Origin of the sequence: Prevotella sp. AM42-24, from assembly GCF_003461825.1 — a bacterium.
Classification (GTDB): domain Bacteria; phylum Bacteroidota; class Bacteroidia; order Bacteroidales; family Bacteroidaceae; genus Prevotella; species Prevotella hominis.
On sequence record NZ_QTXV01000010.1, the window covers coordinates 19,431 to 42,082 of the forward strand.

At 44.6% G+C, this 22,652-nt stretch carries 15 protein-coding genes; 12 read left to right on the plus strand and 3 right to left on the minus strand.

The window, feature by feature from the left end; all coding sequences use genetic code 11:
• Positions 1-41 precede the first annotated feature (41 nt).
• Positions 42-1,295 (plus strand): DUF4995 domain-containing protein, encoded by a 1,254-nt coding sequence (locus DW917_RS05255; protein ID WP_118117042.1) that lies wholly within the window; start codon positions 42-44, stop codon positions 1,293-1,295.
• 366 nt (positions 1,296-1,661) lie between these two features.
• Here DW917_RS05255 and DW917_RS05260 read toward each other — a convergent pair whose 3' ends face one another.
• The 3 genes from DW917_RS05260 to DW917_RS05270 all read right to left on the minus strand — a co-directional run bounded on the left by DW917_RS05260 (position 1,662) and on the right by DW917_RS05270 (position 5,593).
• On the minus strand, positions 1,662-3,653 hold the full coding sequence (locus DW917_RS05260) for a glucosamine-6-phosphate deaminase (protein WP_118117003.1): 1,992 nt from the start codon (positions 3,651-3,653) through the stop codon (positions 1,662-1,664).
• Between the two features lie 86 nt (positions 3,654-3,739).
• Positions 3,740-4,531, minus strand: coding sequence for a glucosamine-6-phosphate deaminase (gene nagB, locus DW917_RS05265; protein WP_118117004.1), 792 nt, complete (start codon positions 4,529-4,531; stop codon positions 3,740-3,742).
• Between the two features lie 171 nt (positions 4,532-4,702).
• Complete coding sequence (locus DW917_RS05270; RefSeq protein ID WP_118117005.1) at positions 4,703-5,593, minus strand: AraC family transcriptional regulator; 891 nt, start codon at positions 5,591-5,593, stop codon at positions 4,703-4,705.
• Positions 5,594-5,984: 391 nt separating this feature from the next.
• On the opposite strand from DW917_RS05270, the gene DW917_RS05275 reads away from it, so the two are divergent.
• From DW917_RS05275 to ispF, 11 genes are all read left to right on the plus strand, one after another.
• A complete protein-coding gene (locus DW917_RS05275) occupies positions 5,985-8,174 on the plus strand; it encodes a glutamine synthetase III (RefSeq protein ID WP_118117006.1) in 2,190 nt (729 codons plus the stop codon).
• Positions 8,175-8,437: 263 nt separating this feature from the next.
• Complete coding sequence (locus DW917_RS05280; RefSeq protein WP_118117007.1) at positions 8,438-9,754, plus strand: ATP-binding protein; 1,317 nt, start codon at positions 8,438-8,440, stop codon at positions 9,752-9,754.
• 805 nt (positions 9,755-10,559) lie between these two features.
• A complete protein-coding gene (locus tag DW917_RS05290) occupies positions 10,560-12,872 on the plus strand; it encodes a leucine-rich repeat domain-containing protein (protein ID WP_118117009.1) in 2,313 nt (770 codons plus the stop codon).
• 372 nt (positions 12,873-13,244) lie between these two features.
• A complete protein-coding gene (gene rplM, locus DW917_RS05295; protein ID WP_118117010.1) occupies positions 13,245-13,706 on the plus strand; it encodes a 50S ribosomal protein L13 in 462 nt (153 codons plus the stop codon).
• Between the two features lie 10 nt (positions 13,707-13,716).
• Positions 13,717-14,103, plus strand: a complete 387-nt coding sequence (gene rpsI, locus DW917_RS05300; RefSeq protein WP_118117011.1) for a 30S ribosomal protein S9 — start codon at positions 13,717-13,719, stop codon at positions 14,101-14,103.
• A gap of 155 nt (positions 14,104-14,258) precedes the next feature.
• Positions 14,259-15,035: a 30S ribosomal protein S2 gene (gene rpsB / locus DW917_RS05305; RefSeq protein ID WP_118117012.1), complete on the plus strand. Its 777-nt coding sequence runs from the start codon at positions 14,259-14,261 to the stop codon at positions 15,033-15,035.
• Between the two features lie 107 nt (positions 15,036-15,142).
• Complete coding sequence (gene tsf, locus DW917_RS05310; protein ID WP_118117013.1) at positions 15,143-16,138, plus strand: translation elongation factor Ts; 996 nt, start codon at positions 15,143-15,145, stop codon at positions 16,136-16,138.
• A 276-nt stretch (positions 16,139-16,414) separates the two neighbouring features.
• On the plus strand, positions 16,415-17,032 hold the full coding sequence (locus DW917_RS05315) for a fumarylacetoacetate hydrolase family protein (protein ID WP_118117014.1): 618 nt from the start codon (positions 16,415-16,417) through the stop codon (positions 17,030-17,032).
• Positions 17,033-17,057: 25 nt separating this feature from the next.
• Positions 17,058-20,636: a type IX secretion system sortase PorU gene (gene porU / locus DW917_RS05320; RefSeq protein WP_118117015.1), complete on the plus strand. Its 3,579-nt coding sequence runs from the start codon at positions 17,058-17,060 to the stop codon at positions 20,634-20,636.
• 40 nt (positions 20,637-20,676) lie between these two features.
• A complete protein-coding gene (gene porV / locus DW917_RS05325) occupies positions 20,677-21,858 on the plus strand; it encodes a type IX secretion system outer membrane channel protein PorV (RefSeq protein ID WP_118117016.1) in 1,182 nt (393 codons plus the stop codon).
• 20 nt (positions 21,859-21,878) lie between these two features.
• Positions 21,879-22,358: a 2-C-methyl-D-erythritol 2,4-cyclodiphosphate synthase gene (ispF, locus tag DW917_RS05330; RefSeq protein WP_022109929.1), complete on the plus strand. Its 480-nt coding sequence runs from the start codon at positions 21,879-21,881 to the stop codon at positions 22,356-22,358.
• The last annotated feature ends 294 nt before the right edge of the window (positions 22,359-22,652 follow it).

A 22,652-nucleotide genomic window follows, 5' to 3' on the forward strand; every position in this document is an offset into this window, starting at 1 on the left:
TTATTATATCCAGTTTACGAAATACTTTATTATATTATATGATGAGAAACAAATTAATCCTCTCAGCTCTCGTGGGCTTAGCCTGCATGAGTTGCACCACGAAAACCCAGGACGAAGACTGGGTCGCTTATTCTGAAGAAGTAGCTTGCCAGCAGTTGGAAAGCACAGCTAAGAAGTTGGATGGTCAGGGCGTGTTCCCACGTTCCATCTGGGTACCTTACAAGCTGGAGTTCCTCGAGAGCCAGTTGGGTAGAGATCGCAAGACTTTCCAGGATTCTCTCCGTGTACCGGTAGATTCGCTGATGGGTTCATTGCGCACCTGCGACATCTATGACTGGACCAGCGGATTCTTCCCAGGTTCTTTGTGGTATGCTTACGAGCTGACAGGTAATGAGGAGATGAAGAAGCAGGCTATCCAATACACCAACCTGCTTTATCCTATCCGTCTTTACGATAAAACCCACGATATCGGTTTCATGATGAACTGCAGCTATGGTAATGCGTTGCGCCTTTCTCCAAACGACAGTATTCCTGCCGTGTTGACAAGTTCTGCGGATATGCTCTGCAAGCGTTTCGACAAGCGCATCGGCTGCATCCGTTCATGGGACTTCGGTACTTGGAACTTCCCTGTGATTATTGACAACATGATGAATCTCGATCTGCTGTTCAATGCTTATCATCTTACTGGCGACAAGAAGTATTATGATGTTGCTGAAACTCATGCATTGACCACCATGAAGCATCATTTCAGAAAAGACTATACCTGCTATCATGTAGTAAGCTACAATAACGATGGTACAGTAGAGAAGCAGTGCACTTTCCAGGGTAAGGCGGATGAGTCTGGATGGGCAAGAGGTCAGGCTTGGGCAGTATATGGTTACACCCGTTGCTACAAGGAGACCAAGGACAAGCGCTTCCTCGATCAAGCAGTTCACGTAGCCGACATGATCATGAGCAGAGTGAAGACAGAGGATTGTATTCCTTACTGGGATTACGATGCTCCTGTTGCCAAGGAAACTCCAAGAGATGCGTCTGCAGCAGCAGTAACAGCAGCCGGTCTTTTCGAACTTTGCGAGATTGTGCCAGACGGAAAGAAGTACAGCGACTATGCAGAGAAAATTCTCCGCTCATTGGCAAGCGATGAGTATTTAGCTAAGCCAGGTGAGAATTGCGGTTTCATCCTGAAACATTCTACAGGTTCTTTACCTCATGGTTCAGAGATTGATACTCCTCTCAACTATGCTGATTACTATTTCCTTGAGGCTCTCTTGAAGTACAAAAACATGCATAAGTAAATCAAGCATATATATATTGGTAAAAAATGTTTAGTAAGAGAAAAAATAGTTTAGGTTTCATTTAATTAGTTTAGGTTCGCCTTCTTGAGAGAGAATCAGCGAACCTATTTTTTTATCTGTTAGAACGAAAGAACTACGGGAAATTCTGAAAACTGCCGTAGGAAAAGAGGAGAAGAAATGACCGGAGATGACCTTGGCAAAATAACCGGATGAGTCTTAGAATCTCCTATCCAAATGAATTTTCGTCTCCCAAATACTCTTCGCCAATCCCCAAAAACCGCGTAATCAGTGCCTAAAAATAGAGCCCCCAGCTGAAATTCAGCTGGGGGCTCTTAAGATATATTCAGTTATGGAATCTGAATCAGATTATAAAGGTTTATATTCTACGAATGCTTCCATCGCCTCATAGCAAGCAAGACCCAAGTTATCATACAACTGGGCTGTAGCACGGTTTCTGTCTTCCGCACGCTGCCAGAAGAGACGGTCGTCATTGCCGAGGAAAGGAGCACTTTCCATCTGAGACTGGTGCTTCAGGATAGAATTACGCTTAGCGCGCAATTCCTCTGGACTCAATGGAACACACATCTCGATGTTCTCAATCTCCCATTCTGCCCATGCTCCACGATACATCCAGATGCGGCAATCTTTCAGCCACTCTGCGCCTGCCTCCTTCTCGAGGTCGATGGCAGCCAATACGGCGTCAGTACACTTGCGGTGTGTGCCGTGAGGGTCTGCCAAGTCGCCAGCTACATAGATTTGATGAGGCTTCACCTCCTGCAGCAACTGTCTTACTACTGCTACGTCCTTCTCGGTCATAGGGAGTTTTTCTATCTTACCGCTTTCATAGAATGGAAGGTCGAGGAAGTGGACATGATCCAGCGGGATCTCATTATAGGTACAAGCAATACGTGCCTCGCCACGACGGATAAGACCCTTGATAGTAAGAATGTCTCTTGTATCGAAGTCGCCCTCCTTCTTGTTGGCAAAGAATTTCTTGATCTCCTTGTACTTGTTGGCGATGATGCTGTCCTTGGATTCTGCAAAGAGCTGGTTGAAACCATTGATGAAGTGCATGAAACGTGTTACTTCCTCATCACCTACTGCGATGTTGCCGGATGTCTCGTAAGCCAGATGCACGTCGTGGTGCTGCTGAACCAGACGGCGGATGGTTCCGCCCATAGAGATAACGTCATCGTCTGGGTGTGGAGAGAACACTACGACACGCTTTGGATATGGTTTGGCACGCTCTGGACGATAGGTATCGTCAGCGTCAGGTTTGCCACCAGGCCAACCGGTGATGGTATGCTGCAAGTCGTTGAAAATCTTGATATTAGCATTGTATGCAGAACCATAGAGAGCCAACAGTTCGCTCAGACCATTCTCATTGTAGTCCTTGTTGGTCAACTTCAGGATTGGCTTGTTAATCTTCTGGCAGAGCCAAACCAGTGCAGAACGTACCAACTTGTCTGTCCATTCGCATGATGAAACCAACCAAGGGTGCTCAATGCGGGTAAGATGGGCAGCTGCACTCAAATCCAATACCACCTGTGCGTTTGGGTGAGTCTGCAGGAAAGTAGCAGGCAGGGTATCTGTGATGTTGCCCTCTATCACCTTCTGCATAATCTCAGACTTTTCGTCGCCCCATGCTGTCAGGAATACGGTTTTGGCTGTCAGGAGAGTACCAACACCCATAGTGAGTGAACATGGAGGAACCTGCTCCTTGGTCTTGAAGCTGTTTTCCATCTCCTCGCGTGACATGTTGCCGATGAGGATGATACGGGTGAGCGACTGGATGCTTGAACCCGGTTCGTTGGCTGCGATATTACCCATGCGGCCGATGCCGAGGATAGTAACGTCGAGACCGCCGAAGGTCTTGATGCGCTGCTCATAGAGGCGGCAGGTGTCTTGTACAGCCTCCTGTGCGATGCTGCCATCGAGGGTGAAGATATTCTGTTCTGCAATATCCACGTGGTCGAGGAAATGCTCCTTGAGCTGGTTGATGCTGCGGATAGAACTGTCCTTGCGGAGTGGGTAATACTCATAGGCATTGAATACTACTACATTGCGGAAACTCAGTTTCTTCTTCTCGTAGCGGCTTACCAATTCATCATATACAGGATTGACAGAGAGGCCTGTGCCCAATGCCATCACATAATACTTGCCTTCGTGCTGGGCAGCCTTAATGCCCTTCTCTATGCAGTCGGCAATATGACTACAGCCTTCGCTTACAGATGCGAAGATGTCGGTATGAATTTTCTCCATGCGGGAGATTTCGGAGTATTCCACGGTCGTCTTAGGCTTGTAGAATTCCACAGGTACCTTGTTGAGTACGATTTGTGAACTAAGATTTAATCTCATAACGTAATATATTTATGTAATGTAATATATTGATAATGTTGGAATTTTCTCTCGGTCTGTTGGAATTTTCTCGGTCGAGGGGTCTTTTAGATATTGTTCTTCTCGATATCCTTGAAGTAGCGGTAGGTTCCCACTTTCAACTCGTCTGTAGCCATTTCATCACAGATGATGATGCCGTGCTTGTGGAGCTGGAGTGCGCTGATGGTCCAAGCCTGTGTAACAGGACCTTCGATGGCAGCGTGGAGAGCCTGTGCCTTGTTGTGGCCATTGCAGAGAATCATCACCTCTCTTGCGTCCATCACGGTGCCTACACCTACGGTAAGAGCCAAAGCAGGAACAGCCTCAGGATCATTGCCGAAGAAGCGTGAGTTGGCGATGCGGGTGTCGGTGGTGAGAGTCTTCACACGGGTGCGTGAGGTGAGGGCAGAGTAAGGCTCATTGAAGGCGATGTGGCCGTCAGGACCAATGCCGCCAATGAAGAGGTCGATACCGCCTGCAGCCTTGATCTTCTGCTCGTAGCGCTCGCACTCAGCTTCGAGGTCTTCTGCATTACCATTGAGAATGTTGATGTTCTCCTTAGGGCAATCAATGTGATCGAACAGATTCTTTGCCATGAATGAGTGGTAGCTCTCAGGATGAGACTCTGGTAAACCTACGTATTCATCCATGTTGAAAGTAATGACGTGCTTGAATGATACCTTGCCTTCCTTGACAGCCTCTACGAGCGCTGCATACATACCCATTGGGGATGACCCAGTTGGCAAACCAAGTACGAATGGACGCTCTGCTGTTGGAGCGAACTTGTTGATTGTCTCTACTACGTGATTGGCTGCCCAACGTGACAGCTCATCATAATTTTTTTCAATAATTACGCGCATAGTCGTTAGTATTAATGATTTGTTTCTTAACTATAAATAATGTATTTATTTAACTGATTTATTTTTGTTGAATCAATTCTAATTTTGTCGCAGCAATGAAACCGATAGTCTTTCTGTCAGACCTTTTCAGCCTTTCTGATAGTTCCCTTTCAGTTTTCCTGTAAGACTCTGTCAACTGTTCCGGCAGTTCTGCGGACTGCATCCGATGTGGGTCTTCACGAATTTGCAGAACGAGGCATAGTCGTCGAACCCGAACCTTTCGGCTACTTCCTTGATGGGAATATCGGTGTATTTCAACTCAGCCCTGATCTTATCTACTGCATGTTCCAGGATGATGCCGATGGCAGGCTTTCCCGTGTACTGCTTGACAATCTTCGAGAGATATTTCGGACTCACGCATTGCTTGTCTGCATAATAGGCCACGGTGCGATGGCAACCGTTGTCAACTGCCAGGGCATTGGAGAACTCCAGAAAAATCCTGTCGGCACTGTGCCTGTGCTGCGTGGTAATCACGTTGTCGTAGGCAGGCACATGAATGTCGTTGATTACATAGAAGAAGATACTCGCCATCAGACTTTCCTTCAGCTCGTTGCAGTAGTGGTCGTGCCGATTGCTGCGGAAACGCAGAATGTTGACGAACGTGCTGATGAAATTGTGGATGATCTTCTGGTTGTAAGATATCAACGGTTTCTGGTTGAGAGCATTGAACATAATCCATGCATCTCGGTTGCTCGTCAGCAGACGGCGTACTGCCGAGAGGGAATAGCCTACCATTGTGATGAGGCACCTCTCGCTCTTGCGGATGCTGTGAACGATGACGTTGGGAGGAACAAGCAGCAGGTCGCCGGCAAAGAGTTCTATCTTGCGGTCGTCGAAATTCAGGCACAGATTGCCGTCCAGACAGAAGAGCATCATCAGGAAATTGACCTTGATGCTTTCTTCTTTGTCGGGAAATAGCAGCAGGGGAGATGCTACTACATAATCCGGGTCGGAAAAAACCGAATTGCCGTCTTCTTCTGCAAAGTCTTGCAGCTGATAACTTGTTAGTCTGTTGTTCATCATTCTTTTATTGTCGGTGCAAAGTTAATAAAAAAAGAAGGAATTCCATTACATATTTTTCCCCATTATTCTACCTTATACCGCAATATTGAGTAAAAAGGCGTTTTTTAATTCTTTTTTAGGAGAAAAAAAGAAGAAAATGGGGAAAAATATGTAACTCTAAAATGCTTATTTTCCTATTCAAATTTGTCACCTTATTATATATAGTGTATCATTACCTTATTATATATAGTTTCATCGTCTCATTTTATTCAGATAAGGTTGTCTAATATATATAAAGATGTGATTTTATTTGATATAAGTTTGAAATTTGCATAAAATGTGAGCAAAATGTTAGTGTTTTGCCAAAAAATTACTAACTTTGCACCCGCAAACTTATAAATACGATAAAAGAATGGCTAATTTGAGATTTGAGGTTGTAGCCGAGGCCTTTAAGAAAAGACCTGTAGAGGTGGAAGCTCCCAAGGTTCGCCCTTCGGAATACTTCGCCAAGTATGTATTCAACCGCCAGAAGATGTACAAGTATCTCCCATCTGATGTTTACGAGAAACTCATCGATGTGATTGATAATGGTAATCGTCTGGATCGTTCCATCGCTGATGCTGTGGCTGCGGGCATGAAGCTTTGGGCAGAAGAAAACGGGGTAACTCATTATACGCACTGGTTTCAGCCTCTTACCGAGGGTACTGCAGAGAAGCATGATGCTTTTGTGGAGCACGACGGCAAGGGTGGTATGATAGAGGAATTTTCAGGCAAGTTGCTTGTTCAGCAGGAGCCTGATGCCAGTTCGTTCCCTAATGGCGGAATCCGCAACACTTTCGAGGCCAGAGGTTATTCTGCCTGGGACCCAACTTCGCCAGTCTTTATCATCGATGATACGCTCTGTATCCCTACCATTTTTATTTCTTATACAGGTGAGGCCCTCGATTATAAGGCTCCACTGCTCCGCTCGCTCCATACACTGAGTGAAGCAGCTACCGAAGTGTGCCATTACTTCTATCCTCAGGTGAAGAAGGTGCAGACCAACTTGGGATGGGAACAGGAATATTTCCTCGTGGATGAAAGCCTCTATTCGGCACGCCCTGACCTGATGCTCACCGGACGTACGCTGATGGGGCACGATTCGGCCAAGAATCAGCAGATGGACGACCACTATTTCGGAACTATTCCTGAGCGCGTGCAGGCATTCATGAAAGATTTGGAAATACAGGCTCTCGAACTCGGTATTCCTTGTAAGACCCGCCATAATGAGGTGGCTCCTAACCAGTTTGAGTTGGCGCCTATCTTCGAGGAGTGCAATCTTGCCGTTGACCATAACATGCTCCTGATGAGTTTGATGAAGCGTGTGGCACATAAGCACAGTTTCCGTGTTCTCTTGCACGAGAAGCCATTCGCTGGCGTCAATGGTTCGGGTAAGCACAACAACTGGAGCCTCTGCACTGATACTGGTGTTCTGCTTCATGCGGCAGGCAAAACTCCTGAGGATAACCTCCGATTTGTAGTGTTCATCGTGGAAACCCTGATGGGTGTGTATAAGCACAACGGTCTGCTGAAGGCTTCTATCATGAGCGCAACCAATGCCCATCGACTGGGTGCCAACGAAGCTCCACCTGCCATCATCTCCTCTTTCTTGGGCAAGCAGCTCACTGATCTCTTAGACCATATAGAAAAGGCAGATAAGGAGGAACTCTTTGCATTGGCAGGCAAGAAGGGAATGGAACTGGATATTCCTGAGATTCCAGAGCTGATGATTGATAATACCGACCGCAACCGTACTTCACCTTTTGCTTTTACCGGCAATCGCTTTGAGTTCCGTGCTGTGGGTAGTGAGGCCAACTGTGCGTCATCTCTTATCGTGCTGAATGCAGCTGTGGCTGAGGCTCTCGAAGAATTCAAGACCCGTGTGGATGCACTTATTGCCAAGGGTGAGGATCAGACTTCTGCTATTATAGATATTGTACGCGAGGATATCAAGACTTGCAAGCCTATCCGCTTTGATGGCAACGGCTATTCTGATGAGTGGAAGGAAGAGGCCCAGAAGCGTGGACTCGACTGCGAGGCTTCCTGTCCGGTAGTCTTCGACCGCTATCTGGATAAGGAAAGCATCGAGATGTTTGCCAAGACCAACGTGATGAGCGAGAGCGAGTTGAAGGCGCGCAACGAGGTGAAGTGGGAGACTTATACCAAGAAGATTCAGATAGAGGCTCGTGTGATGGGCGACCTGAGCATGAACCACATCATTCCTGTGGCTACCCACTATCAGAGCCGTCTGGCAAAGAATGTAGAGGGCATGATTCACATCTTCGGTGGCGAGGAAGGTAAGAAACTGACAGCCCGCAACGTGAAGATTATCCGTGAGATTGCTGAGCGCACCGAGGCAATAGAGCGTGGTGTAGAGGCGCTGGTTGATGCCCGCAAGGTAGCTAACAAGATAGAGAGCGAGCGCGAGAAGGCTGTAGCATATCACGACACGGTAGCTCCAAAGATGGAGGAAATCCGTTATCAGATAGACAAGCTTGAACTCCTCGTAGCCGATGAACTTTGGACTTTGCCAAAGTATCGTGAGCTGCTGTTCATCAGATAATATTTCCTGGATAAGGAATTGGGATAATAAAAAAAGAGTGCATTGTTTGTTACAGTGCACTCTTTTTTTTGTTCCGTGAATATGGTAAAGTAGGTTAAAAGTAATATAAAGAACGTGAGGAAGTTTGTTTCGTTACTTGTTTTTTAGTACTTTTGCCCCATAATTATGGATTCAAGTGTGGAAAATGTGGAGAATTACACAAAAAAGGTATCAAAAATGTGTAAAATTCCACATTTTCCCCACTTCAATAAAAATAAGGGGATATGTTTAACAGAACGATTATTCACGAATTGGAGCAATGGAAAGAGCGCAGAGACCGCAAGCCATTGATGATGCTGGGAGCTCGCCAAGTAGGCAAGACATCGGTGCTGAAGAAATTTGGAGAAGACAGCTTTGAACATTGTGCTTATTTCAGTCTTGATGAAGAAGAGGGTGTTTGTGACATCTTTCGCAAGACCAAGAACCCGCAGCAAATCATCGAGCAGCTGTCGTATCTTACATCCGAGCCAATCTTACCTCATAAGACTTTGCTTGTCCTTGATGAGATACAGGATTGTCCGGAAGCCATAAGTGCCATGAAATATTTCTGCGAAAAGACCCCCGAGTATGCTGTGGCTTGTGCCGGTTCGCTCCTGGGGTTGGCTTTTGGGCATCAGGGATTTTCGTTTCCAGTGGGAAAGGTGGATCACATGAACATGTATCCCGTTACTTTTTCTGAATTTTTGGAACAGCGTGATGCCGGACTCTATCAATATTATATGTCGATAGATAGTCTGGAACCGCTTCCTGATGTGTTTTTCGACCGTCTCTCGCAAGCTTTTACCGCCTATCGCATTTCTGGTGGAATGCCGGCAGTGGCTATGAAGATGATAGAGAAAGATTTGGAAGGTGTGGAAACTACGCTTCGTAATATACTGCAGGATTACTCCTTGGACTTTGTGAAGCATGCCACGCCTTTGCTTGCCAATAGAATTTCGCATGTTTGGCGGTCATTACCGTCACAGTTGGCTAAGGAGAACAGAAAATTTGTTTATCAGCTGGTCCGTCCTGGTGCGAGAGCCCGTGAATATGAGGATGCTCTTACCTGGCTTCAGAATGCAGGATTGATATACAAGGTAAGTTTGTGTTCTACTCCGCAGGTACCATTGAAATCTTATGAAGATTTAAGCATCTTCAAGATTTACAGTCTTGATGTGGGCTTGTTGCGAGTTCTTGCAGAGTTGAGTCCTGAGGCATACTTGAGTGATAATCCAATCTTTAAGGAATACAAGGGTGCTTTGGCTGAGAACTATATTCTTCAGAGTCTGGTGGCTAATGGCATCAAATGTTCTCATTATTGGGCGTCAGGAAATACGGCGGAAGTAGAATTCATCGTTCAGCGTGGTTTGGATGTGATTCCTATGGAGGTGAAATCGGGAACAAGTGTTACCGGGCGCAGTTTGATAGAGTATAACAGGAAGTATTCTCCCCATCTGCGCATCAGATATTCTATGCTTAATCTCAAAAAGGATGATACTTTTGTCAATATCCCTCTTTTCCTGGCGGATAGAACTGAGCAGCTGATAGGATATGTGCAGTAGGGAATATGGTAAAGTAGGTTAAAAGTAATATAAAGAACGTGTATATAGCAAAAATGCTTAGTTTACTATCGAAGCAGGCTTCATTGGTCATTGCAATAGGCTTCATCTGCCATTGCAATAGGCTTCATTTGACGATGAAGTAAGCTTCATTTCAAATTGGTTTGGGGCTTAGATAAAGTTTGCATGAGGCTTATATGAAGTTTGTGTGAGACTTATATGAAATTTTCGTGAACTTTATTTCGCGACGTAGTGTTTTATGTTTCGCGATGGCATTATATTGCCCATCTGGTGGGCAGTATTGTGCCATCCAGAGGAAGTAATCCGTAGGATGTCATAAAGAATCGTATGGATTGAGTGAATAATTTCCGCCCCTGTACCCACTTTTATTTTTCCCTGCCCACGGAAAAAATCTTGCGTGGGCAGGGAGAAAAAAATACCCAGGCAGAGAAGGGAAATTATAAGAGTATTTGTAGAAAATGGGAGTGTCATCGAGAAGGGCATGTCTTAACATTTATTGTAGGAAAATACAGATTGAAAAAGGGTGTATCATGGCTTATGACACACCCTCCTTTTCGACTTTTTCGAAAAATATACAAATGTTTGTCGGTAGTGGTTTGGGTAATGGGTTACACAAATCACTCGGTCTTTATAGTGATTTCTTTGGCCTTTTACATCTGGATAAAGTGAATTTTCTGCAATTTATTTTGTGCTTTTTAAAAATATATTGTATCTTTGCAGGCGACATGGCATATTTATTATTGCCTTAAAATAGATTAACGGAATATTAACTATTTGAGATTTTATTATGGAAAAGAAACTTTACGCAAACGGAGGCTGCAAGCCTTTACAAAAAGTGTTAACATTCATGTTGCTTTTGGTATTCTCCTTGCCAGGTTTAGCTCACCATTATTATGTGGACGAAAGTAATGGACTGAAGTATGAGTTGGATGATGAAAAACATACGGCTGAACTGATACAGCAGCAAGGTACTTCGGGTTATATTTTTTATGAGTCTTTGTATTCAGCAGAGAAGTATGTTGTCCCGAGCTATGTAGCGGATGAAGGGGTAAAATATAAGGTAACAAAGTTGGGTGCTAATTGTTTTTTTAATGCAACAAATTTGAAGGAAGTAGTTTTGCCTGCGACTATAGAGGAGATTGGGGATGGAGCCTTTATCAGATGTCGCGAACTTAAAAAATTGAAGCTGAACGAGGGACTGAAGAGGATTGGTGAGCAATGTTTTAAGTATACATATTCTTTGGAACAGATTACTATACCAGCAAGTGTGACAGAGATAGGAAAATTATTGTTTGATTTAATGGAGAATAATCAGCAGCTGACCATCACTTGCCTTTCTTTTACTCCTGCAGAAGTAAAGGGCGATATGTCCATTTACTCTGAGTTTTACGCTCATCATACATTGGTTGTGCCAAGTGAATGTGAAGCGGCTTACAAGAAACATCCTATATGGGGCAAGTTCTTTATGACCGACTATACAGACACAGCGACAGGGTTCAAGTACAAGCTGAATGCAACAACAAAGACTGCTACCTTGGTTCGTAATACTGATGCTGATGGCAAGTCCCTCTACACTGCAACTAATTATGTCCTTCCATCTACCGTAAAAGATGGCAATGGTGTAGAATATGTATTGACAGAATTGGGTGATCATTGTTTTGTTGGCAATGATAAAATGTATGATTGGGAAGCTGAACTCCACAACGAGACCTTGCAAAGTATCGTATTACCTTCTACTGTCAAGAAAATAGGATGGGCTTGTTTTAACAGATGCTTCAATTTAAAGGATGTTCAGTTGTCCGAGCAGTTGGAGGAACTTTCCGACTCTTGTTTTGCTGAATGTATAAGTTTGGATGGCGTTATTTTCCCTCAAAGTGTAACCAAAATTGGGGAATGTTGCTTTTATGGTTGTATTTCTTTGCAGAGCGTGAAGTTGCCTAAGAATCTCTCAGAATTGGAGACACAATGCTTTAATTTTTGCAAATCCTTGGTCAATGTCGTTTTGCCAGAGAACTGTGAACGTTTGGGGCTTTGGTGCTTTAATGGTTGTGAGAAACTGGAAGAAATTACAATTCCAAGTAAGGTAAATTATATAGATTTATCTTTCTCGAGATGTACCTCTTTGAAAAAGATAGTTTGTAATGCGATAGTTCCGCCTGTTTCTTACTGGGATTACTTAGATGGAGACTGGAAGTTGTTTAGGGATTGCAAACTACAGGTTCCTGAAGGCAGTGAGGAAAGTTATAAGGAGAGCGAAGGATGGGAGAAATTCTATCACGTTTATTATACCGCGCAAGATAATGGCTTTAACTATGATTTGAATCCGAAAACCCAAACGGGAACATTAAAGGCATTGGATAGAAATGATAAAGAAAATCTTGTCTCTGGTGAAAAATATGTTGTTCCTGCTCAAATCACGGAAGGGGATATTACTTATTCTATAACGGACATGGATACGCAGTGTTTTTATTCAGCGAGCAACTTAACAAGCATATCTCTTCCTGCAACTATTGAGAAACTGCCAATTGGCTGTTTCCAAATGTGTACTAATCTGAGCAATGTTCAGTTGCCGGAAAAGCTGAAGATTTTGGAATCAAGTTGTTTTAGCGATTGTGTCAGTTTGAAAAAAATAGCTCTGCCACAAACGTTGGAAAAGATAGGTGATGGTTGTTTTGTGTGTAGATTTGAGGGCTTAGAAACGATTACAATTCCTGCAAGTGTAAAAGAAATAGGAAAGGCCGCCTTTGGTAATGATTGGGGTTCGTCTATCAAGAGCATTTATTGCGAAAGTCAAGACCCCGTACAGGCAAAGGATATATTTCCCAATTTTGGAAATGGTGAGGCATCGCCTCTGTATGATACTTGTATCCTCTATGTGCCTGTCGGTTGCGTCGATAAGTATAAGGCTTCAGAGGAATGGGGACGATTTGCCAATATCAAGGAATTTACTCCAACAGCAATCCTGGAAATTGTGATAGATGCGCATAATGAAAAATCTCCTACTATCTATACCTTGGATGGAAAGAAAGTGGGCACGGATATGCAGACATTGCCTAAAGGCATATATGTGCAAGGTGGTAAGAAAATTGTGGTAAGATAGGTGTCTATTCTTCTAAAAAATGGTTCGGATATTCAAGGGAATGGCTAAAATAGCAGTATCCTTTGAAATCCGAATCTGGTAACGTTAGTTAAAAGAGATATAAAGAACGTTTTGGGAGTGCAATACAAAGAGAAAGTGTAAATTAAGTTAAATAACTATAAAAGATAAGGAGATAGAATCGTAACCTACACATAATCAAATAAAAATGTGTAATTTTGCAGTCCGATTATTTCGGGGATACACTTAGAGTCCCCTGGATTGGTGTGTTAATAGCAATGTCCTGTGGCCGGGATTTGCGGTTAGAGAATCACCTGTCCGAAATAGTGAGTAAAAAGATTAAAAACGTTTTTTAGTAGTAATTTAAATTTTAAAATGGACACATTAAGTTTCAAGACTATCTCCGTAAACAAGGAGACAGCTAAGAAAGAGTGGGTTGTAATCGACGCAACAGACCAGGTAGTTGGTCGTCTTTGCTCAAAGGTAGCAAAGTTGCTCCGCGGTAAGTACAAGCCAACTTTCACTCCACACGTAGATTGTGGTGACAACGTAATCATTATCAATGCAGCAAAGGCTGTATTCTCTGGTAAGAAAGAGACTGATAAGATTTACACACGTTACACTGGTTATCCTGGTGGTCAGCGCTTCAACACTCCAGCTGAGTTGCGCAAGCGTCCAGACGGTATGGATAAGATCCTTCGTCACGCTATCAAGGGTATGTTGCCAAAGGGCCCTCTCGGCCGTTCTTTGATGGACAACCTCTTCATTTACGATGGCACAGAGCACAAGCATGAGGCTCAGCAGCCAAAGGCAATTGATATTAACCAGTATAAATAATTAAGGTAGAATGGAAGTAATTAATGCAATTGGTCGCCGCAAGAGCGCTGTAGCTCGTGTTTACCTCACAGAGGGTACCGGTAAGATCACAATCAACAAGAAAGATATTGAGACATATTTCCCATCAGCAATCCTTCGCTATGTAGTAAAGCAGCCATTGCAGTTGCTCGAGGCTGAGGGTAAGTATGATATTAAGGCAAACCTCGACGGTGGTGGTTTCACCGGTCAGAGCCAGGCACTCCGCCTCGCTATCGCTCGCGCACTCGTTAAGATCGACGCAGAGGATAAGAAGGCTTTGAAGGATGCAGGCTTCATGACACGTGACTCACGTGCTGTAGAGCGTAAGAAGCCAGGTCAGCCAAAGGCTCGTCGTCGCTTCCAGTTCAGCAAGCGTTAATCAATACTATACATTATTATATATATTGGTTATATATAGCTGAACTAAGTTTAGTATCTAAATCGGTGAGATTCCATTAATCGGGGACTACTCATCGACTGATTCTAGATTAGAATTTAAAAAGAAAGTAAACAACAATTAAACAAGAAAAGACAATGTCAAGAACAAATTTTGACCAGTTACTTCAGGCAGGTTGCCACTTCGGACACCTCCGTCGCAAGTGGAATCCAGCAATGGCTCCTTACATCTTCATGGAGCGTAACGGTATTCATATTATCGACCTCAACAAGACTGTAGCTAAGATCGACGATGCTGCAGAGGCTCTCAAGGCTATTGCCAAGTCAGGCAAGAAGATTTTGTTTGTCGCTACTAAAAAACAAGCTAAGGATGTAGTAGCCGAGAAGGCTGCTTCAGTTAACATGCCTTACGTTATTGAGCGTTGGCCAGGTGGTATGCTCACTAACTTCCCTACAATTCGTAAGGCTGTGAAGAAAATGGCAAACATCGACAAGTTGATGAACGATGGTACATTCTCTAACCTCTCAAAGCGTGAGTTGCTTCAGGTAAGCCGCCAGCGTGCTAAGTTGGAGAAGAACCTCGGTTCTATCGCTGACTTGACTCGCCTTCCAAGCGCACTCTTCGTTATCGACGTAATGAAGGAGCACATCGCAGTGAAAGAGGCTAACCGTCTTGGTATTCCTGTATTCGGTATCGTAGATACAAACTCTGATCCTAAGAATATCGATTACATCATCCCAGCTAACGACGATGCTAAGGATTCTGTAGAGGTAATCCTCTCTGCAGTTTGCAGTGCTATCGCTGAGGGTCTTGAGGAACGTAAGGCTGAGAAGGCTGATGAGAAAGCTGCAGCAGAGCAGAAAGATCAGCCTAAGAAGAAGGCTGCACGCAAGGAAGAGGCTGCTGCTGAGTAATTAGGTAGAAGAATATATACTGGAGCCATTGATTCTGTTAATGATTCGATGGCTTTAGTAGCTTTTAAAGCAAGATTTTTATTAACTTTTTAATATAAAAAAATATTATGGCTGTTTCAATTGAAGATATCAAGAAACTTCGCGCTATGACTGGTGCTGGTCTTGCAGACGTTAAGAAGGCACTTACAGAGGCTGAAGGTGATTTCGATAAGGCAAAGGAGTTGCTCCGTGAGCGTGGTCTCGCTATCGCTGCTAAGCGTTCTGACCGTGAGACTTCTAATGGTTGTGTTCTCGTTAAGAAGGTTAACGATTTCGCTGCTATCATCGCTCTCAAGTGTGAGACTGACTTCGTTGCTAATGGTGCTGACTTCATCAAGTTGACATCTGATATCCTCGACGCTGCTATCGCTGCTAAGTGCCACACTCTCGATGAGGTAAAGGCTTTGGCTCTCGGCGAGTCTGATGTTCAGGCTGCTGTTACTCAGCGCTCTGGTATCACTGGCGAGAAGATGGAGCTCGATGGCTACAATGTACTCGAGGGTGAGAACATCGAGGTTTACGACCACATGAACAAGCACACTTTGTGTACTATGGTTCAGCTCAACGAGAACAACGAGGAGGCTGGTCACAAGGTAGCTATGCAGGTAGCTGCTATGCGCCCTGTAGCTCTCGACGAGTCTTCTGTTTCTGAGGAGACTAAGAAGACTGAGCTTGAGGTAGCTGTAGCTAAGACTAAGGAAGAGCTCGTAGAGAAGGCTGTTAACGCAGCTTTGAAGAAGGCTGGCATCAACCCAGCTCACGTTGACTCTGAGGATCACATTGAGAGCAACACTAAGAAGGGCTGGTTGACACCTGAGCAGGCTGAAGAGGCTCGCAACATCAAGAAGACTGTAGGTGAGGAGAAGGCTGCTTCTTTGAACCCAACTATGATCCAGAACATCGCTAATGGTCGTTTGGCTAAGTTCTTCAAGGAGAACTGCCTCGTTGACCAGGAGTTCCAGTTCGGTGATGGCGACAAGCAGACTGTTGCTCAGTACCTCGCTTCTCAGAGCAAGGATCTCAAGATCACTGCTTACAAGCGTTTCACACTCGTTGCTGAGTAATCCACGCTTTTAGCTGGATGGGATCATCACAAGATGACTCAACAACAACAACTATAATTTGACTTATAGTTAAATTAGAATATCCGGGAGTTATGGAGATAAAGCTCAGCTTTACTTCTAACTCCCTTTCTTTTTATCGGAAGTTTTGAGGGAATCTCATAGCTGAATTTCTCAGAATCTCACAGCAGGTTTTTCTCAGAATTTCATTCAAGAAATTTCTCGGAATTTCCTCAAAATTTTACTTTTTGGGTTATTCTTTCTTAAAATATTGATATTATGAAGATATTTGCCATAGGCATGAACTATGCCGAACACAATAAATCGCTCCATGGTACGTTATCTAAACCAGAGCGTCCTGTCATTTTCACGAAGGCAGATTCTGCCTTACTCAATAATGGCAAGCCTTTCTTCATCCCAGACCATCTGGGACGCATCGAGTATGAAACCGAATTGGTGGTGCGCATCTGCAAGTTGGGAAAGACGATTCCGCAGCGTTTCGCCCACCGCTATTATGATGCTGTGACTGTGGGTATTGACTTCACAGCCAGAGAAATGCAGAAGAAACTAAGAGAGGCAGGACAGCCTTGGGAGTTAGCGAAAGGATTCGACGGTTCTGCCGTTATCGGTGAATGGGTAGATGTACAGAAATTCAGAGACATACAGGCTATTCATTTCCATCTCGACTTGAACGGAAAAAATGTGCAGGAAGGTTGTTCCAGTGATATGCTCTACAAGGTGGACGAAATTATCTCGTACATCAGTCAGTATTTCACGCTGAAGACGGGTGACTTGCTCTATACGGGTTGCCCTACGGGTTGCGGACCTGTTAAGATAGATGACCATCTGGAAGGTTATTTAGAGGACAGGAAGGTGCTCGACTTTATGTGTAAGTAATTGTGTAAGAAGTGATTTGAAAAATATGGTTACAAAGGTTTGGAGATATTTTATTGCAACTCTATTGCTGATGCTTGTCTTACCTATGCAGGCGCAGCAGTTCTTTAATCTGACCGCAGATGAGGTCAGGGTAGATTCCGTGTTGCCGAGATTTGTGTATTCCAAACCTTTATCCAATCATCACCAGGATTCTATTTATACAGCAACGGTCAAATATGCAGAGTATGTAGATATGACCGTTGCTGATATTGCCAACTACAATCGTCTCTCGGGGGCGGCACTTCCATCGCAGGTTCCTGTAGAGACTCAGGTTTCGCTTTGTCGCAATGAGGCAACGCTCCTCGTCAATTTTTGTCCGTTGGTATTCCGCAACAACAAATATCAGATATTGGTTAGTTTCATGCTCGACATCAAGGCCAAGCCTATCAGTCGTTCAATGGCGAAGGCAAGAGCCTTGACCCGTGCTTCTGAAACAGAAAAGGATTATGCGGCTCATTCTCTTTTGGCTACGGGAAGATGGGCGAAAATCAGAGTAGGCGAGAGTGGTGTTTATCAGCTTACTGACCAAGTTATCCGACAGGCTGGTTTTTCTAATATTGATAAGGTGAAAGTGTATGGTTATGGAGGTAATCTTCAGAACGAGGCACTCTATGCGTCAGAAATCTTAGCCAATGACGATCTGAAGGAAGTGCCACAGTATGTGAGAGATGGCAAGCATTACTTCTATGCCAAAGGTCCGGTGAGCTGGAGTAGCAATACTGCCACCCGTCGTACTCGTAATCCTTATTCTGACTACGGATATTATTTTATCACACAGAGCGACGAGGCTCCGCAGACCGTGGATTCAGCTACTTTTGTGAACTCATTTTATCCTTCCAGCGATTTCTATCATTCTCTCTATGAGGTAGATGGTTATGCTTGGTTTTCTGGTGGAAGAAATCTCTATGATTCCAAAGCGCTCAATCAGGGAGCCAGCGAGCAGATTGTCTTTACCAATACTACTGGAAATGCAGGCGGAAAATTGGCCGTCAACATCTCTACGGGTACTTCTGCTACGGCTGATGTGGCTTTGAACGGCAGGATCTTAGGCAAGGTTTATGCCCAAGTTTCCGGTTCGGAATACGATTTTGGAGCGGAAGGTTCGACTATTTTCACCCTCAAGAACCTGACTATCGGCGGCAATGATACGATTACGATTACGAACGTTTCGGGCGGAACCATGCGCCTCGACTATGTGGCCATGGTGTGGAATGCACCGAAGGCATTGCCGGAATTCTCTGGAAAGATTCCTGCAGCGCAGTTCGTTTATAATATTACCAATCAGGATCATCATGCCGATGCACAGGCCGACATGGTGATCATCATCCCTACTTCCCAGAAACTGCTCAAGCAGGCAAAGAGGCTCAAGACTTATCATGAAACCCATAACGGGCTGAGAGTCAACTTAGTGCCTGCTGACGAACTGTATAATGAATTTTCCAGCGGAACACCTGATGCAGGAGCTTACCGACGTTATCTGCGTATGCTCCAAGACAGAGCCGAAGGAAATGAGGCAAATATGCCGAAATATCTCCTGCTTTTCGGAGATTGCGTATGGGACAACCGTATGCTGACTGCCGACTGCAAGCGACTGAATCCGGATGATTATCTTCTCTGTTTTGAGAGCGAGAACTCCCTCAACAAAATTTATTGTTATGTGAGTGACAGTTGGATGGGTATTCTCTCTGAAGGTGCCGGCGGTTCTCCGACTACTCAACAGCAGGACGTAGCGGTAGGAAGATTCCCGGTTTCAACACCAGAAGAAGCCAAGATTATGGTGGATAAAACCATCAACTATATGGAAAATGCCAATGCGGGATCATGGCAGAACACATTGGTGTTTATGGCTGATGATGGTAATGACAACCTCCACATGAAGGATGCCGACGAAGTGGTCAACTACATTGCCGACAAATATCCTGATTTTCAAATCAAGAAGGTGATGTGGGATGCTTACCAGCGCACCACTTCTTCTGTAGGCAATTCCTATCCTGAAGTTACACGTATCATCAAGGAGCAGCAGGCCAATGGTGCCCTGATTATGGACTATGCCGGTCACGCCAGTGCAGGTCAGTTGTCGCACGAGCAGGTGGTGAAACTGATGGATTTCAACAATTTCAAGAATACCAACCTCCCTCTCTGGGTGACTGCTGCCTGTGATGTCATGCCTTATGATGGAGTGGAAGACAATATCGGTGAAGCAGCTGTGCTCAATCCGAATGGAGGAGCTGTTGCTTTCTATGGAACAACCCGAACGGTTTATGCCAATCGTAATAAATATATGAACCGTGCCTTTCTCTACCGCGTGCTGAGTACGAAGGACGGAAAACCGCTGACTATCGGTGAGGCACATCGACAGGCACAGAACGATCTGGTAAAGGGAAATGTAATCGGTTATGATAAGGAAGGTAAGCCTATCACGGAGAGCGACCTGACTTCTAACCGCTTGCAGTATGCGCTCTTAGGCGACCCGGCAATGCCGCTGAATGTGCCAACCCTAAAAGTGGTAGTAGATTCTGTGAATGGCATTTCTACTTCGGATGCTTCTGCCAAGGCTATGCTGAAAGCAGGAATGGTGGCAAGAATCGACGGACATATTGAGGGAAATGAAGCTTTCAACGGTGTGGTGACGGCTACGGTAAGAGATTCCAAGGAACTGATAACCTGCCGACAGAACGATGGCAAAAGTGATGCTTTCACTTTCTACGACCGCACCAAGACCCTCTATAATGGTTCTGACAGCGTGGTGGGAGGCAAGTTCTCTTTCCAGTTTGCCGTACCTAAGGACATCAACTATACGGATGAATCTGGACTGGTCAATCTCTATGCCATCAACAATGACAGGACCATCCGTGCTCATGGTTCGAGCGACGCATTCAATGTGGGTGGAAGTGCGTTGGCAAAGAATGACTCTATCGGTCCATCTATCTACTGTTATCTCAATTCGCCTTCCTTCGTGGATGGTGGAAACGTGAACCCTACGCCTTTCTTTGTGGCTGAGGTGAAAGATAAGGACGGAATCAATGCTGCAGGAAGTGGTATCGGGCATGATTTGCAGCTCATCATCGACGGTGATGCGAACAAGACGTATAATCTGAATAACAATTTCACCTACGATTTCGGAACTTATACGAGCGGCTCTACCTATTACAGTATTCCTGAGTTGGCAGCCGGTCCGCATAAACTCCAATTCCGTGCCTGGGACATACTGAACAACAGTTCTACCGCTACGTTGACTTTCAATGTGGTGAGGAGTCTGAAACCATCGTTTGATACAGGTGTGACCGAGAATCCAGCCCGGAATTCTACCACATTCATCATCACGCATAATAGAATAGCGAGCAGTCTGGATATCGTCATCGAAGTGTTTGATACCTCCGGAAGAAAACTCTGGCAGCATACAGAGACGGGCGTTTCCAATTCGGGTTCTTATACTGTGAAGTGGGATTTATCCACAGGTAGTGGAACCTTGCGTACGGGCATCTATCTCTATCGCATCAAAGTGGCTTCGGATGGCAGTGGGTATGAGTCAAAAACCAAGAAACTGATTGTACTCAACCATTGATCAAAATAGAAATAACATATTAACATATATATAATAAGGTATGAATATCAAGAACAGAACAGTTAAGATATGGGCAACTTGCCTCTTGGCAGTCTTCTCCGTGCAGGCGAATGCACAGGAGAACGAGAAAGATCTCTTCAATCCAGTCAACTTCGCTGTGATCTCGCAGACCATCGCTCCGGATGCACGAGGTGGCGGTTTGGGTGATGTGGGTGCAGCTACAGACCCAGATGTCAATTCCCAGTACTGGAACCCTGCCAAGTATCCTTTCAATATTTCGAGAGCAGGCGTGGCACTCAACTTCACACCATGGTTGCGCTCCTTAGTCAACGATATGAACTTAGCCTATCTGGCAGGTTATTACCGTATAGGTGACTACAGTGCCGTTTCAGGTTCCCTGCGTTATTTCAATTTGGGTGAGGTTTATACGAGTACAGATGAAAATGCCACTACTATCAACCCTTATGAAATGTCGCTCGATGTGGCTTACTCCCTGATGCTCAGTGAGAAGTTCTCTCTGGCAGCGGCAGTGAGATGGATTTATTCAGATATGCGCTTCAATGAGACTGAGGATAACTCCCCAGCTTCCGCTTTTGCCGCAGATATTGCTGCCTATTATCAGAATTACGTCAATATCGGTCAGCGCGAATGTCAGTTGGGTATTGGTTTGAATATTTCCAACATCGGTAGTAAAATCACATTCAGCGGAGAGGAGTATAGTCAGTTCTTGCCAGCCAACCTGCGTTTGGGTGCTTCCCTGATGATTCCGCTTGACGAGTACAACCGACTGACGATTGCTGCAGATGCCAATAAATATCTTGTGCCAACCGTTCCGCAGCAGGAGGAAGGTGAGGACAATGCCGACTATGAGGACCGCGTACATAGAGAGTACAGCGACGTATCTTCCATCAGCGGTATTTTCAAGAGCTTCAGCGACGCTCCAGGCGGATTCAAGGAGGAGTTGAAGGAAATCAACTATGGTGTAGGTGCGGAATACGTATATAATGACAAGTTCTCTATCCGTGCCGGTTATCATCACGAGAGTGCCAGCAAGGGTAACCGTAAGTATTTCACTGTAGGTGGTGGTTTCAAGATGAATGTTTTCTCTCTGGATGCCGCCTACGTAGTGGCAACGGCAAAGAGCAATCCGCTTGACCAGACCTTGCGTTTCACCTTGGGATTTGATATGGACGGAATCAAGGATTTGTTCAGAAGAAGATAAATTAGCAATATAAATAGACTATGAATATACGTGTAGGATTCGGATATGATGTGCACAAGTTGGTAGAAAATCGTGACTTGTGGTTGGGTGGCATTAAGATAGATTACGAACTCGGATTATTGGGCCACAGTGATGCAGATGTGTTGATTCATGCTATTTGTGATGCCTTGTTGGGAGCAGCCAATATGCGCGACATCGGCTATCATTTCCCAGATACGGCAGCAGAGACGCTGAATGTGGATTCCAAGATTCTGTTGAAGAAGACCATCGATCTGATAGCCACCAAGGGGTATGTGTTGGGCAATATCGATGCAACCATCTGTGCTGAGCGTCCTAAGCTCAATCCGCATGTGCCTGCGATGAAGGCCTGCCTTGCCCAGGTGATGAATACGGATGAGGAAAATATTTCCATCAAGGCAACGACCACAGAGAAATTGGGTTTTACTGGAAGAATGGAAGGTATTTCCGCCTATGCTACGGTTTTGATCGAGAAAGTTTAGTCCTTTCTTCTAATAGATACATTCCGTTTCTTCTCTTGATAGAAAGCAGTCTCTCTGTTTTTCTCTCCTTGAAATCAGACAGTCAAAATAGAAAAATGAAAACAAAACGCTCATTAGGCTTTACAAGTTGAAAGCTTAATGAGCGTTAATGGTTTCTTAAAATCTGTTGTGTTCGGGCACATTTGGTTGATGTAAATCAAAAAAACGCAAAGGTGCTGCATTTTCTTTCAAAAATATTTGGAGGAATCAGAAAATCGTCGTACCTTTGCACTCGTCAAAAGGTTAATAGATTGT

Coding starts and splice junctions, on each gene's coding strand:
- DW917_RS05255 (WP_118117042.1), top strand. CDS start 42: ATGAGAAACAAATTAATCCTCTCAGCTCTCGTGGGCTTAGCCTGCATG.
- DW917_RS05260 (WP_118117003.1), bottom strand. CDS start 3,653: ATGAGATTAAATCTTAGTTCACAAATCGTACTCAACAAGGTACCTGTG.
- nagB (WP_118117004.1), bottom strand. CDS start 4,531: ATGCGCGTAATTATTGAAAAAAATTATGATGAGCTGTCACGTTGGGCA.
- DW917_RS05270 (WP_118117005.1), bottom strand. CDS start 5,593: ATGATGAACAACAGACTAACAAGTTATCAGCTGCAAGACTTTGCAGAA.
- DW917_RS05275 (WP_118117006.1), top strand. CDS start 5,985: ATGGCTAATTTGAGATTTGAGGTTGTAGCCGAGGCCTTTAAGAAAAGA.
- DW917_RS05280 (WP_118117007.1), top strand. CDS start 8,438: ATGTTTAACAGAACGATTATTCACGAATTGGAGCAATGGAAAGAGCGC.
- DW917_RS05290 (WP_118117009.1), top strand. CDS start 10,560: ATGGAAAAGAAACTTTACGCAAACGGAGGCTGCAAGCCTTTACAAAAA.
- rplM (WP_118117010.1), top strand. CDS start 13,245: ATGGACACATTAAGTTTCAAGACTATCTCCGTAAACAAGGAGACAGCT.
- rpsI (WP_118117011.1), top strand. CDS start 13,717: ATGGAAGTAATTAATGCAATTGGTCGCCGCAAGAGCGCTGTAGCTCGT.
- rpsB (WP_118117012.1), top strand. CDS start 14,259: ATGTCAAGAACAAATTTTGACCAGTTACTTCAGGCAGGTTGCCACTTC.
- tsf (WP_118117013.1), top strand. CDS start 15,143: ATGGCTGTTTCAATTGAAGATATCAAGAAACTTCGCGCTATGACTGGT.
- DW917_RS05315 (WP_118117014.1), top strand. CDS start 16,415: ATGAAGATATTTGCCATAGGCATGAACTATGCCGAACACAATAAATCG.
- porU (WP_118117015.1), top strand. CDS start 17,058: ATGGTTACAAAGGTTTGGAGATATTTTATTGCAACTCTATTGCTGATG.
- porV (WP_118117016.1), top strand. CDS start 20,677: ATGAATATCAAGAACAGAACAGTTAAGATATGGGCAACTTGCCTCTTG.
- ispF (WP_022109929.1), top strand. CDS start 21,879: ATGAATATACGTGTAGGATTCGGATATGATGTGCACAAGTTGGTAGAA.